Annotated in this window: 8 protein-coding genes; 5 read left to right on the top strand and 3 right to left on the bottom strand. The window is 62.9% G+C overall.

The window, feature by feature from the left end; all coding sequences use genetic code 11:
* Nucleotides 1–57: 57 nt before the first annotated feature.
* Both PQQ86_RS32790 and PQQ86_RS32785 read right to left on the bottom strand, forming a co-directional pair.
* Nucleotides 58–597, bottom strand: coding sequence for a TetR/AcrR family transcriptional regulator (locus PQQ86_RS32790; RefSeq protein ID WP_408276668.1), 540 nt, complete (start codon nucleotides 595–597; stop codon nucleotides 58–60).
* A gap of 110 nt (nucleotides 598–707) precedes the next feature.
* On the bottom strand, nucleotides 708–1,682 hold the full coding sequence (locus PQQ86_RS32785; RefSeq protein ID WP_408276664.1) for a LysR family transcriptional regulator: 975 nt from the start codon (nucleotides 1,680–1,682) through the stop codon (nucleotides 708–710).
* 161 nt (nucleotides 1,683–1,843) lie between these two features.
* Here PQQ86_RS32785 and PQQ86_RS32780 point away from each other — a divergent pair, with 161 nt between their 5' ends.
* The 4 genes from PQQ86_RS32780 (at nucleotide 1,844) to PQQ86_RS32765 (ending at nucleotide 6,729) form a co-directional block, all read left to right on the top strand.
* Nucleotides 1,844–3,133 (top strand): MFS transporter, encoded by a 1,290-nt coding sequence (locus PQQ86_RS32780; RefSeq protein WP_408276662.1) that lies wholly within the window; start codon nucleotides 1,844–1,846, stop codon nucleotides 3,131–3,133.
* A gap of 72 nt (nucleotides 3,134–3,205) precedes the next feature.
* The gene (locus PQQ86_RS32775; protein WP_408276660.1) at nucleotides 3,206–4,714 is read left to right on the top strand and encodes a M81 family metallopeptidase; all 1,509 of its coding nucleotides are present in this window, start codon (nucleotides 3,206–3,208) and stop codon (nucleotides 4,712–4,714) included.
* A 306-nt stretch (nucleotides 4,715–5,020) separates the two neighbouring features.
* Nucleotides 5,021–5,800 (top strand): alpha/beta fold hydrolase, encoded by a 780-nt coding sequence (locus PQQ86_RS32770; protein ID WP_408276657.1) that lies wholly within the window; start codon nucleotides 5,021–5,023, stop codon nucleotides 5,798–5,800.
* Nucleotides 5,801–5,883: 83 nt separating this feature from the next.
* Nucleotides 5,884–6,729 carry an alpha/beta fold hydrolase gene (locus PQQ86_RS32765; RefSeq protein ID WP_408276654.1) on the top strand — a complete coding sequence of 282 codons (846 nt, stop codon included), beginning with the start codon at nucleotides 5,884–5,886 and terminating at the stop codon, nucleotides 6,727–6,729.
* 46 nt (nucleotides 6,730–6,775) lie between these two features.
* On the opposite strand, the gene PQQ86_RS32760 is transcribed toward PQQ86_RS32765, so the two are convergent.
* Nucleotides 6,776–7,108 (bottom strand): hypothetical protein, encoded by a 333-nt coding sequence (locus PQQ86_RS32760; RefSeq protein ID WP_408276651.1) that lies wholly within the window; start codon nucleotides 7,106–7,108, stop codon nucleotides 6,776–6,778.
* Nucleotides 7,109–7,510: 402 nt separating this feature from the next.
* Here PQQ86_RS32760 and PQQ86_RS32755 point away from each other — a divergent pair, with 402 nt between their 5' ends.
* A complete protein-coding gene (locus PQQ86_RS32755; RefSeq protein WP_408276649.1) occupies nucleotides 7,511–12,589 on the top strand; it encodes a trifunctional serine/threonine-protein kinase/ATP-binding protein/sensor histidine kinase in 5,079 nt (1,692 codons plus the stop codon).
* Nucleotides 12,590–12,599 lie beyond the last annotated feature (10 nt).

Here is a 12,599-nt window from a genome sequence, read left to right as displayed (position 1 = left end):
TTGATCAGGACGAAGGCCGCAGCGCGCCATGCTCCTTGAGAGAGCCTGAAAACCAGGCTACAAACGTACGACCAGCCGCTCCACCGTGAATTTCGCGAGGCGTCGCAGCGCGGCCGGCGTCATGCCTCCGCGTGCATTCAACTGAATGCTTTGCATGGTGCTGCCGATAAAAAGGGCCACGTCTTCCGCATTCATCTGCGGATCGATCTCGCCGTTGCGCTGCGCCTCCTCGATACGAGCCAGCAGATGCTGCTTCAGCCGCTTCGCGCCGGCAGCCCTGAGCGCGCCCACATCGGCGTCGTCTGCGCCGAACTCGGCGACGCTGTTGACGCCCATGCAGCCGTTTCCGCGATCGACGGCGTCCGGCGATATCACGCCCAGCAGCAGCGCCTTGATGCCGGCCAGCGCGGACGCGCCGCGCGTCAGCCGCTCGATGTGCGCGGTGATGCTGTGCTGCTGATAACGATCCAACGTTTCGAGGTAGAGCTTGCGCTTGTCGCCGAACGCGTTGTAAAGGCTCTGCCGGCCGATTTCCATCGCCGCGAGCAGCTCTTCCGTGGACGTTGCCGAATAGCCCTTGGACCAGAAGGCGCGCATGGCGCGATCCAGAGCTTCGTCCCGATCGAATTCACGTGGTCTCACCATATACCTAGTCTAATAGTTGTGGACAGATCAGTCAATAAACGAAAATCGAGTGCGCCTCGCGGCTAGCCATTGCTTGCGTGGATCGATTTGTGTTTTCGCGCCCCAGCCGTTTGCGTCTGCGCCTTCGCCCTGGCAAACATCGGCATCCGCTCCTCGATCCACTTCAGCAGTTCGAGCGGGCCGGCGGCAAGCGGCCGGTCGGCTTTGACCAGCACTCTGGCCTGGGCGCTTTCGAACAGGGGATGTGCGACCGGAACCGTGGTCAGCTCGTCGGTGACGAGTTCGCGGTACGCGGCGAATTCTCCTATCAGCGTCATGAAATTCTCCACTGTTACGAAGCGCTTGAGAGCGCTCAACGAGTTCGTAGTGAGGGTAGGGCGGATCGTCACATTTTCGGCCAATTGCGCCATCGACACCACATGGCCGATGCCGAACGTGGACGGCATGAGCGCGAGTGGATACGCCCGCAGATCGTCGAGACTCGCCGGGCCGCCCCGTTTGACCAAAGGATGGTCCTTTCTCAGCAACAGCACAACTGGCTGCGCGGAACTGGCCCGACACACAATGCGCGCGTGAGGCGGCGGATTATAAGCGAGGCCGATGTGAGCACGATTTTCCGCGATTTCGTCGAGTAACGCATCCACGGCCAGCATGGTCATACTGATTTCCAGACCGGGATAGCGGCTGCAAAAGGGCGCCAGCACATCGTCGACGAAGGTATCGACGAAACCTTCGCTAACGGCCAGCTGGATCTGCCCTGTCTGAAGACCTTTCAGCGCATGCAACTGGTCTTCGAGTTTCTCCTGCTGCGACCGGTAGCCTCGCCAGAATTCGAGCAGATGCATGGCGGCTTCGGTGGGTCTGACGCCGCGCGCCTGACGCTCGAACAGCACCGCGCCGAGTTCGTCTTCCAGTAATTTGATCTGCCGCGTGATGACCGAGGGCGACGTGTTGATATTTTCGGCAGCGCCGCGAATGGTGCCGTGACTGAGCACTTCGTGGAAATACCGCAGGCGTTGCTGGTTGATCTCTCGCATTGCATCCCTCTGAACGCTGGAAATCGCGTCACATCCGTGTCGATCTAATGTTGCTCATGAGGCAACGATACGTGAACTTAGTTGCTCTTGCTAGCTACATTTTGCCCTGCCACCATCGATTCAACCCTTGCGACGGGTCAGTGAGGCAACCGGAGCGAATCATGTCAGCAATCCTTCCATCGACCGCCGGCGATCCCGCCGCAGCGCTGTATAGCAAGCTCAACTGGCGGCTCCTGCCGTTTCTGGTGGCCTGCTACATGTTCGCGTATCTGGACCGCGTCAACGTCGGCTTCGCCAAATTGCAGATGCAGACGGCTCTGGGTTTCTCCGATGCCGCATACGGCGTGGGCGCGGGCATCTTCTTCATCGGTTACGTGTTGTTCGAGTTGCCGAGCAATCTGATGTTGCCGAAGGTCGGCGCGCGCAAGACGTTCAGCCGCATCCTCGTGCTGTGGGGCATTACGTCGGCGTGCATGTTGTTCGTGCGCAGCGTGCCTGCGTTCTACGCGATGCGGTTCCTGCTCGGCGTATTCGAGGCGGGTTTTGCTCCGGGCATGATCTATTACCTATCGTGCTGGTACGGACCGGCACGCATGGCGCGCGCCATTGCGCTGGTATTCGTGGCGGGGCCGCTCGGCGGCATCGTCGGCGGTCCGGTTTCGGCGTGGCTGATGACGAGTCTTGCGGGCGTTGGCGGCCTCGCGGGCTGGCAATGGATGTTTCTCGTCGAAGGCCTGCCGTGCATCGTGCTCGGCCTGGTGACCTTGCGCGTGCTGTCTGATCGGCCCGTCGACGCGCGTTGGCTAAACGACCACGAAAAAGCCTTGCTCAACAGCGAGACCACGCCGACCCAGCATCGCGCGGATTCGTTCAAGGCGGTGCTGAAGAGCCCCAGAGTATATGTGCTCGCGCTCGCTTACTTCAGCGTCATTTTCCCGATCTACGCGATCAGCTTCTGGCTGCCCACCCTGCTCAAGGAGCAAGGCGTGAAAGACACGATTCGCCTCGGCTGGTACACGGCGATTCCTTATGTGGCCGCAGCCGTTTGCATGTATCTCGCGGGCCGCAGTTCCGACCGGCTTGGTGAGCGCCGGTATCACTGCGCGATTCCCGCGCTGGGTGCGGCGGCGTGCCTGATCGCCACGATTTTCGCGGATGGCAGTCTGCCGCTCACGCTTCTCGCGCTGACCTTGGGAACCGCGTGCCTGTGGATGGCCTACACGGTTTTCTGGGCCATTCCGTCGCAGCTTGTGGAGGGAACGGCGGCCGCCGGTGGTATCGCGCTCATCAATACCGTCGGCTTGTCTGGCGGATTCTGGGGCCCGGCGGTAGTCGGCTGGACCAAGGCGGGGACCGGCAGCATGCATGCGGGGCTCTTCGTCATGGCTTGCGCCGCCGCGCTGGCCGCCATTCTGATCCTGAAGGGCAAGTTGACATTGAAGCAGGCATAGCGGGCTTCAAACGGGTCTCCGAAATATTTTTATCGATGCATCTCCATGCATTGGGGCAAAAAGGTGAAACACATGAAAATCCTGATCGCAGGTTTCCAGCATGAAACCAATACCTTCGCGCCGACCAAGGCGTCTTACGAGAGTTTCGTTCAGGGCGAGGGCTTCCCGCCGATGGTCCGCGGCGCCGACGTGCTCGGACTGCGCGATGTCAACGTGCCGATCGGCGGCTTCATCAAGGTCATGGAAGCGAGCGGCCGTGAACTGGAACCGGTGATCTGGGCGGGCGCGAGCGCATCGGCGCACGTCACGACCGATGCGTTCGAGCGGATCGGCGGTGAGATCATCGCTGCTGTGCAGAAAGGCGGTTTCGACGCGATCTATCTCGACCTGCATGGCGCGATGGTGACTGAGCAGCACGACGACGGCGAAGGCGAGTTGCTGGAGCGCGTGCGGCGCATCGTCGGCGATCGCATGCCGTTGGTCGTGTCGCTGGATTTGCATGCGAACGTCACGGCGCGCATGTTCGAGCATGCCAGCGCGCTCGCGGCGTACCGAACGTATCCGCACGTCGATATGGCGGAAACGGGCGAACGCGCCGCACGGATTCTCGAGGATCTGATGTGGGAGCGGCGACCGCTGCATCGCGCGGTGCGCCGCGTTCCTTTCCTCATTCCGGTGAACGGCATGTGCACGCTGGTCGAACCCGCAAACGACATGTACCGCATACTGGCCGACCTGGAGGTACGACCGGTCGTGTCGGTGTCGTTCGCGCCGGGCTTTCCCGCCGCCGACTTCCCCGAGTGCGGGCCAACCATCTGGGCCTATTCGTTCGACGAAGCGGCCGCCGAGCAAGCGGCCGACGCGCTGTTCGCGAAGATCGTTGGCGAGGAAGCGCGCTGGGACGTGCCGTTCCTCTCGCCCGACGAAGCCGCGCTCGAAGCGATCCGCCTGAGCGCGCCCGCATCTCGACCGGTCATCATCGCCGACACGCAGGACAATCCGGGCGTGGGCGGCGATTCGAACACCATGGGCATGGTGCGGGCGCTACTGCGCAACGGCGCGACAGATGCGGCTGTCGGCGTGATCTGGGACGCGCAGGCCGCGGCCGCGGCGCATCGTGCGGGCGTTGGTGCGCGCATTGCGCTGCGCCTCGGCGGAGGTTCCGGCGTAGAAGGCGATTCGCCGCTGGAGGCCGAGTTCGAGGTCGAGTACTTGTCCGACGGACGTTTCCGTTTCGACGGCCCGATGTTGAATGGCATGGAAGGCGAGTTGGGACCGGTCGCCTGCTTGCGGATAGAGGGTGTGCGAATCGCCGTGAGTTCCGTGAAGATGCAGATTTTCGATCGGAATCTGTTCCGCGTGGCAGGCATCGAACCTGAGCGAATGAAGATTCTCGTGAACAAGAGTTCCGTGCATTTTCGCGCGGATTTCGAAGCGATAGCAGAGGCCATTCTGGTGGCGAAAGCACCGGGCCCGATGGCTGCCGACCCGGCGGATCTTCCGTGGAAACACCTCGATCCGCAGATGCGCGTGCGGCCGTTTGGGCCGTCGTTTAGCGAGCTAAACGTGGTGGCGGGTTGATTCGCTCCGCCTGCGGTTTTGTATCGCAACGTATCCAGACCGTGCCGGGATAAACGCGCTTGCATTAAGCGGGGGCGGTGAAACATTCCAGATACATCGGCAGGTTTAAATGTCTAAATGGAAGGCTGATTCGCGACAGTGGGTGCGATTCGGGTGACACGCCAGATCAGTTACATCGGCTGACAGGCGTTTCACACGACCCTTCGCCTGCGCGCATTGGTGATCCACGCGACGGCGCGCGTTTGCCGAGCGCCGTTGTCGAAATAGTTCATTTAACGCCAACTCACTTTTGTCGGAACAATATCAATGACCGCGTTTCTCAAGAAATTCATCGGCTCCGCGTTGTTGCTCGGTGGGCTGTTCGCATTGCAGGCGTCGCACGCGGCGCCGCCGCAGGATCTGAAGGGCAAGAACGTCGTGCTGGTACACGGCGCATTCGCCGACGGTTCAAGTTGGGAAAAAGTGATTCCGTTGCTCGAAGCTCGCGGAGCACATGTGGTCGCGGTGCAGAACCCGCTGAGCTCGCTGGCCGACGACGTTGCCGCGACGAAACACGTGATCGAGCAGCAGACTGGGCCGGTCGTTCTGGTCGGCCATTCGTGGGCCGGCGTGGTAATTAGCGAAGCGGGCAACGACGAGAAGGTAAAGAATCTGGTCTACGTAGCGGCCTTCGCGCCGGATAGCGGCCAATCGATCGAAGACATGACGAAAGGCAAGCCGGCGCCTGTGTGGGCCAACGAATTGCAGAAAGACTCGGCAGGCAATCTGACGCTCTCGACCAAAGCAGTGCTCGAAGATTTCGCCCAGGACGTGCCTTTGCAGCAACGCCGTGTGATCGCGGCAACGCAAGGCCCATGGGCCTCGGCATGTATCGGCCAGAAGGTCACGAAAGCGGCGTGGCACGACAAGCCGTCGTACTTCGTGGTCACTGAACAGGACCGCATGATCGATCCGAGCCTGCAACAGACGATGGCGAAGAACATCGGCGCGCACGTCACGGTGGCAAATGCGAGCCACGTCGCGATGGTCAGTCAGCCGAAGCTCGTCGCCGACACGATCATCGCCGCGGCGAAGGCTGCGCAATAGGCAGCGAATAGGCCCAATGAAATGAAAATGCACGGACGTTCCCCGCGCGGCGAGACGCGCTACTTTCGAAACAGGATTGCTGTATGAAAGTTGCAACTCGTTGGCACACCGTCGCGACGTCGCACGGCTCGCTTGCGGTAGAGGAAAGCGGCGCGGGCGGAATGGCCGTGCTTTTCATTCACGGCAATTCGTCTTGCGGCGCAGTTTTCCGCAATCAGCTGCAAGGACGGCTCGCGGAGAAATATCGGCTGATCGCTTTCGATTTGCCTGGGCATGGCGAGTCGAGCGATGCGCCGGACCCGATTCGAAGCTACACACGCGGCAGTTTTGCGGATGCCGCAGTGGAATTGCTGGGTAAGCTCGGAGTGAACGAGGCCGTGGTGTTGGGCTGGTCGTTGGGCGGACACATTGCCATCGACATGATTTCACGGTTCCCGGGCATGCGCGGCCTGATGATTGTCGGCGCTCCGCCGGTCGGTCACGACAATATGGCAAAAGGTTTCGCCGGTTTGCCGCAGGCAAGCGCCGCCGGTCGAGAGTATTTGTCAAAGTCCGAGATCGACGGATTCGTCGAGGCGATTTTCGGTGCTTCGGCAGAACCGTTTCTGCGCGATGCCGTTGCGCGCGCGGACGGCCGCTTCCGCAAGCGCCTGTTCGAAGCCGCGCGCGCCGGTGGCCAAGCCGACCAGCGCGTCACCGTGAAAGAGAGCGCAGTTCCGATCGCCGTAGTGAACGGCGCCGCGGACCGTTTGATCAATCTCGACTATATCGACGCGGTTGCCTACGGCAATCTGTGGGAAGGTCACTGTCACCGGCTGGCCGGGCTGGGTCACGCGCCGTTCTTCGAAGCGCCGGATGTATTCAATCCCATACTTGACCGTTTTCTGCGTGATGTCGAAGCCACGCGCACAGAGATGCGCTCCTCGTAAATTGAATCGCCTGCTCGCACATGTAAGCAGGCGATCGACTCATCAATCAAATCGACACACTGATTTGCAGCCCTGAAGCCTTTTGTTTCTGCGCGTCGAGCTGCGCATCCATTTCTTTCTTCAGCATCTCCCGGACTTTCGCCAGAATTTTTTCGCGTTCTTCCGGCGACATCTTCTTCAGTTCTTCTTCGGTTACCCCCAACTTCGCGAGAATCATTTTTTCAATGCGCTCGCCGGGCGTGCCGCTCACGTAACCGGTGAGTTCGGCCAATAGCGACTGGAACGACGGCTTACTGCTGCTGCTCGTTCCAGTCGATGTCGAACCCGACGTAGCAGTGGTGCCGGCGAAGCTGTTCACTTTTGAAAAATAGATGGTCATTGTCATCCCCGAAGTTGGCTGCCGCCTACGATTGTTAATTATGGATCAGCTGGTCCATAATAGTGTGTGCTTTATCTGAAAGCAATGTCTGGGACGCTCCTTTGGAGCGTGCGCGCGAGGCAGACAGCTCGGTTTGAAAAACTGAACAGTGCCAACGGTTCGATGGGTACAGTTGATGTTCAATCATCCGAACGATCGTGCAGGTCTGTGATTTCCATTTTGCATTGACTGGCTGATCCAAATGAGCTATGAGTTCGTATTATCTTCAGCGTCTACCTTGGTTGGGAGGCCATCGGAGTTCCCGATTAAAGAACGCGATAAGAGTCTGCAATTTTGTCTGATGGGTGCTGTGCGCACCTTCCCTGAACCCCTTGCGCGTCGCTGCGTCCATATCGACTTCGCATGACCGACCTGTCGACCCGAAGCTTTATCGAACTGAGCGATGGCTCGCCGCGTCTGCAACGCGCCGTAGCCGACGACGCGTCGTCGGTGCTCGTCGTCGGCCGCGGCAACGGCGCAGCGGCCTCGCTGGCGGCGTTGCAGCGTGAATACGCGTTGCGCGCCACCCTGCACGAAGCGTGGTCCGCAGTTCCGCAGGCGCTCGTGCCACACGGCGACGGGGCCGTGCTCGTGCTCGCCGACCCAGGCGGCGAGCCGTTGCGCTGCTGCGACGGGTCGCGCGAGGACGGTGCCGCGGCCTTTCTCAAGACCGCTATCGGACTTGCAACGGCGGTTGGCGCGATGCATGCCGCTGGCGTGGTGCATCGCGCGCTGTCGCCCGCGCGCTTCCTGGTGAATGGCGAAGGCCAGGCGTTTCTCACCGGCTTCGGCTTCGCCACCCGTCCCGGCGACGACGTCGGTTCGGCCGATGCGGAACTCGAATGGAACGATGGCAGCTTCATCTACATGGCGCCGGAACTCGGCGCGCGCATGAACGTGCGGGTCGACGAGCGCGCGGATCTCTATTCGCTCGGCTGCATCCTCTATCAATTGCTGACCGGTATGCCGCCCTTCGAAGCAGCCGACACCGCGGCGCGCGTGCACGCACATGCCACGCACCGGCCGCGTCCGCCGCACGAACTCGCAGCAGACGTACCGCCGCAGATTTCGCGGGTCGTGATGAAACTGCTGGAGAAAGCGCCCGAACAGCGTTACGCCGACGCCGCTGGGCTGCTCGCGGACTTGCGCAGATGCGAGGACTCGCAACGGCGTCACGGCGAGATCGCGCCTTTCACCCTGGACACGCATGCGGCGCTGCAACGCCTTCAGCACGCAGACTGCGTGCTCGGCCGCGAGGATGAAATCGAAGCGCTGCTCGCCCAGTACCGCGCGGTGGTGAACGACCGGCAGGCGCGCGTTGCCTGGGTGTCGGGAGGCTCCGGGATCGGCAAGTCAACGCTGCTGCAGGAAGCCGTTGCGCGGATGCAGCGGCTCGACGCGCCACTGCTCGCCGCCAGCAAGAGCGAGGAAGGGCATCGCGGCAAACCGTACGCGATTCTCGGTCAGGCGCTCGACCAGTTGCTGCGTTTCGTGCTCGGTTGCTCCGACGGCGAGTTCGCGATCTGGCGCGAGCGGATCGCGACGGCTACGGCGCCGGTCGGGCGCACGCTGAGCGCGTTTCTGCCCGCGCTCGGCGCCGTGCTCGGTCCGCAACCCGAAGCGCCGGACTCGCCGGACGCCGCCCCCGCGCTCGAACGCGAGCGCGTGCTTCAAGGGATTGCGCGGTTGATCGCGTGCTTCGGCACCAGCGCGCGTCCGCTCGTGCTCGTGCTCGACGATCTGCAATGGGCGGACGCCGGCACTTTACAGGTGCTCGAACGGCTGCTGCATCAGCACAAGGATGCCGCACTGCTGTTGATCGGCGCGTTCCGTGCGAACGAGGTGACCGCGGATCACCCATTGCGCGTCGGCAAACTGGCGCAGGTGCCGGCCGCGTTGCACATGGAATTGGGTCCATTGAACGAGGGCGCGCTGCGCGAGTTAATTGCGCGCGCATTGCATCAGGACGCGGAATCGCTGCGGCCGCTGGCCGAAATGATCGGCCGCAAGACCGGGCGCAATCCGTTTTTCGCGCATCATCTGCTGCGCCTGCTGGCCGACGACGGCCTGCTCGAATACGACGTGGAGTCGTCCGCGTGGCGTTGGAGTCTCGAACGGATGGCGGCGCAGCGCGGCGTTGAAAACGTGGTGGAGTTGCTGGCGCGCAAGCTCGGACAATTGCCGACTGCGGCGCAGCTCATGCTGCGACTGCTTGCCTGCATCGGGCAGCGCGCGTCCACGCTAACGCTGGCCGTGGCTGCGGGGCTGTCGGAGCTTGACGCGACGCAGGCTCTGCAACCCGCGCTCGACGCCGGCACGGTGTATCGCGAGAACGGCGATTGGGTTTTCTGGCACGACCGGATTCGCGAGGCGACTTACGCGTCGATGTCTTTGATGGAGCGCGCTGCACTGCACTTGCAGATCGCCCGTCGCCAGTTGGCGAATCGCGGCGCGCAGACCGATGCGTTCGCGCTCGCGGCGCAGGTCAACCTCGCGAGGCCGGTCGTCGACGATCCCGCCGAACAGCGCGTTTTCGCGCGGCTCAATCTGGACGCCGGCCTCCAGGCCAAAGCCGCGACGGCGCACGATTCCGCACTGGGCTTCTTCCGTGCGGCGCTGAACTTCCTCGGCGAACAGACCGCGAGCGAAGACGGTCTGCTCGCCCGCAAGCTGTGTGGTGAAGCCGAGTTCATGACCGGGGCACTGGAAGCGGCCGAGGCGCGCCTGTCCACGCTGGAAGTCGAGGCGGGCGACGGCATTTTCGGCGCCGATCTCGCGCGGCTGCGCGCCGCGCTCTACACCACGCTCGGCCGCTACGATCTGGCGCTCGGCGTCGGTCTCGCGTTTCTGCAGCGCGCAGGGATCGACGTCCCCATGCATCCCGTCAACGCCGACGTGGACCGCGAATATGCGCGTCTGCGCAGCTGGCTGGACCGGCACGGTATCGCCGGGCTGCGCGAGTTGCCGATCATCGCGGATCCGCTGCGCCGCGCCATCACCGACATCTTCTCGGACCTCATCCCGCCGGCGCTGTACACGGACCAGAATCTGGTTGACTTCATGCTGCTGCGTTCGGTCAATTTGGCGATCGAGCACGGCCATTCGGATGCGTCCGCGAACGTCTACACGTGCATGAACCAGATTTTCGGCGTCCGTTACGGGGACTACAGTTATTCGCTGGCCTTTGGCCAACTCGCGCTGCATCTGGTCGAGGAACGCGGGCTGGTGCGGCATCGCGCGCGTGTCTATATGGTATTCGGCACCTTCGTCGTGCCGTGGACCTTGCCGGCGCGAAGCGCGCGCGACTATGTGCGCCGCGCCTACAACGTCGCGATCGAAAGCAGCGATCACACCTTCGCGCTGTATTGCGGGCGCAACGAAGCCACCGGCATGTTGTTCGCCGGCGAGTTGCTGGCCGACGTGCGCGAGACGGTCGCGCGCGGACTGGCAAGCGCGCGCGATGCCAACTTCCAGTTGGTAATCGACGCGCTGCTGTCGCAATGGGCGCTGTTGACGCGCTTGCAGGAAGGCGAGCCCGACGGGCGAGTCGAGATGCCGCCGGTTCCGGTGGAGGGCAGGCCGCCCACGCTGGTGGACTTTTCCTATTGGGTGTACCGCCTGCAGCGCGCGCTGCTATTCGGCGACATTGCGGATGCGCTCGAGTCGCGTCAGCGCGCCGAATCATGCGCGAACGCGTCGCGCTCGTTCGCGGAGAGCGGCGAGTTGCCTTTTTATGGCGCACTTGCGCTGCTCGCGTTGCCGCAGCGCGATCCGGCGCAAGAGGCGGCAGTGCAACGCCACGCCGGACAACTCGCGATCTGGGCGCGAGCTTGCCCAGAGAATTTCGTCGGACGATATGAACTGGTGCGTGCCGAAGGCGCCCGCGTCGAAGGCCGCACGCTCGACGCCTTCGAAGCCTACGCGAAGGCCGTCGCGCACGCGCGTCGGCATGGCTTCACGCAGATCGAAGCACTTGCAGCTGAGCTAGCCGCGGCATTTCACGCTGCGCGTGACGAAGAGGTGGTCGCGCAGGCGTATCTGCGTCACGCGTGCGGGGCGTGGCAACGCTGGGGCGCGATGGCGAAGGCGCGGCAGTTGCAGAGCGACTACCCCGGACTTTTCGACGCCGACAACGCCAAGCCCGCCGCGAGTCGTCTTCAGGAACTTGACGTGCAGGCCGTGCTGCGCATTTCGAGCGCGCTCGCGAGCGACATCGTGCCTGCGCGGCTTGTCGAAACACTGTTGCGCACGGCGCTCGAAAGCGCCGGCGCCGGGCAGGGCGCACTCGTTTTGCTGCGCCGCGGCGTGTGGCAGGTGCCGGCGCGCGCGCAAGTGGTCAACGGCGCGATTGCCGTCACGCAGGATGCGGTGCCGTTCACTTCCGATGTGCTGCCGGTCTCGCTGGTGCAAGCGGTCGCGCGCACGCAGGAGGGCGTGCTGGCCGACGATCCGCACGACTCGCCGGTCTACGCGCAGGATGTCTACATCCGGCGCAAGCGGCCGCGCTCGGTGCTGTGCGTGCCGCTGATGCGATATTCGACGCTCGTCGGCGTGCTTTATCTGGAGAACAATCTGGCAGCAAAGGTGTTTACCGCTGCCAAGTCGGCGGTGCTCGAAGTGATTGCGTCGCAGGCGGCATTCGCGCTGGAAAATGCGCGGCTCTACGAAGATATCCTCGAGCAGAACCAGCAGCGCGCGCGAGCCGAGGAGCAATTGCGCTCCGCGCTTACCGATCTCGAGCGCGCGACGCGACTGAAGGCAATGGGCGAACTGGTTGCTTCGATCGTGCATGAGGTCGGGCAGCCGCTCGCCGCCGTCGATACGTCGGCGAGCGCTGCGTTGCGCTGGTTGAGTCGCAGTCCGCCCGAGATCGGCGAGGCGCAAGAGATGCTCGCGCACATCAGCCGTAGCGCGACGCGCGCAAAGAGTATTATTCAGGCGCTGCGCGCGAAGGCGCGCAAGGCCGAGCCGCAGTTCACCAGGCTCGACCTCAGCGAAGCGCTGCGCGAGGCGACGGCTCTCGTGGCCGCGCAACTCGACGCGCAGCACGTCGTGCTGGAGTTGCGCGGCCTGGACGAACCCGTGTACGTGAATGGCGACCGCGTCCAGTTGCAACAGGTGGCGATCAATCTGCTCACGAACGGCGCCGAGTCGATGGCGGCGCTTGACACTGAGCGCCTGCTCTCGCTTGTCTGCATGGAGAGCGCGGACGGTATGGTGAAGGTGACGGTCGAAGATCTGGGCAGCGGCATCGCACCCGAAATCGCCAACCGGCTGCTCGAACCGCTTTTCACGACCAAAGATAACGGTATGGGCATGGGCCTCGCAATTTCCCATTCCATTGTCGACGCGCATGGTGGCACGCTGACTGTCGCTCCGCGCGAAAAAGCCGGCACGTGCGCAGAATTCGTACTGCCGCCATTCAGTCCGGAAGGTACATGAGCGTTCCGCC

Source organism: Paraburkholderia sediminicola, from assembly GCF_046026675.1.
Lineage (GTDB): Bacteria > Pseudomonadota > Gammaproteobacteria > Burkholderiales > Burkholderiaceae > Paraburkholderia > Paraburkholderia sediminicola_F.
The sequence above is the reverse complement of the archived record's forward strand: the minus strand, read 5'-3'. Positions and strand labels throughout refer to the sequence as shown.

Bases quoted from the DNA above. Each gene is read 5' to 3' on its own strand.
- PQQ86_RS32790 (WP_408276668.1), bottom strand. From the start codon at position 597: ATGCGCGCCTTCTGGTCCAAGGGCTATTCGGCAACGTCCACGGAAGAG.
- PQQ86_RS32785 (WP_408276664.1), bottom strand. From the start codon at position 1,682: ATGCGAGAGATCAACCAGCAACGCCTGCGGTATTTCCACGAAGTGCTC.
- PQQ86_RS32780 (WP_408276662.1), top strand. From the start codon at position 1,844: ATGTCAGCAATCCTTCCATCGACCGCCGGCGATCCCGCCGCAGCGCTG.
- PQQ86_RS32775 (WP_408276660.1), top strand. From the start codon at position 3,206: ATGAAAATCCTGATCGCAGGTTTCCAGCATGAAACCAATACCTTCGCG.
- PQQ86_RS32770 (WP_408276657.1), top strand. From the start codon at position 5,021: ATGACCGCGTTTCTCAAGAAATTCATCGGCTCCGCGTTGTTGCTCGGT.
- PQQ86_RS32765 (WP_408276654.1), top strand. From the start codon at position 5,884: ATGAAAGTTGCAACTCGTTGGCACACCGTCGCGACGTCGCACGGCTCG.
- PQQ86_RS32760 (WP_408276651.1), bottom strand. From the start codon at position 7,108: ATGACCATCTATTTTTCAAAAGTGAACAGCTTCGCCGGCACCACTGCT.
- PQQ86_RS32755 (WP_408276649.1), top strand. From the start codon at position 7,511: ATGACCGACCTGTCGACCCGAAGCTTTATCGAACTGAGCGATGGCTCG.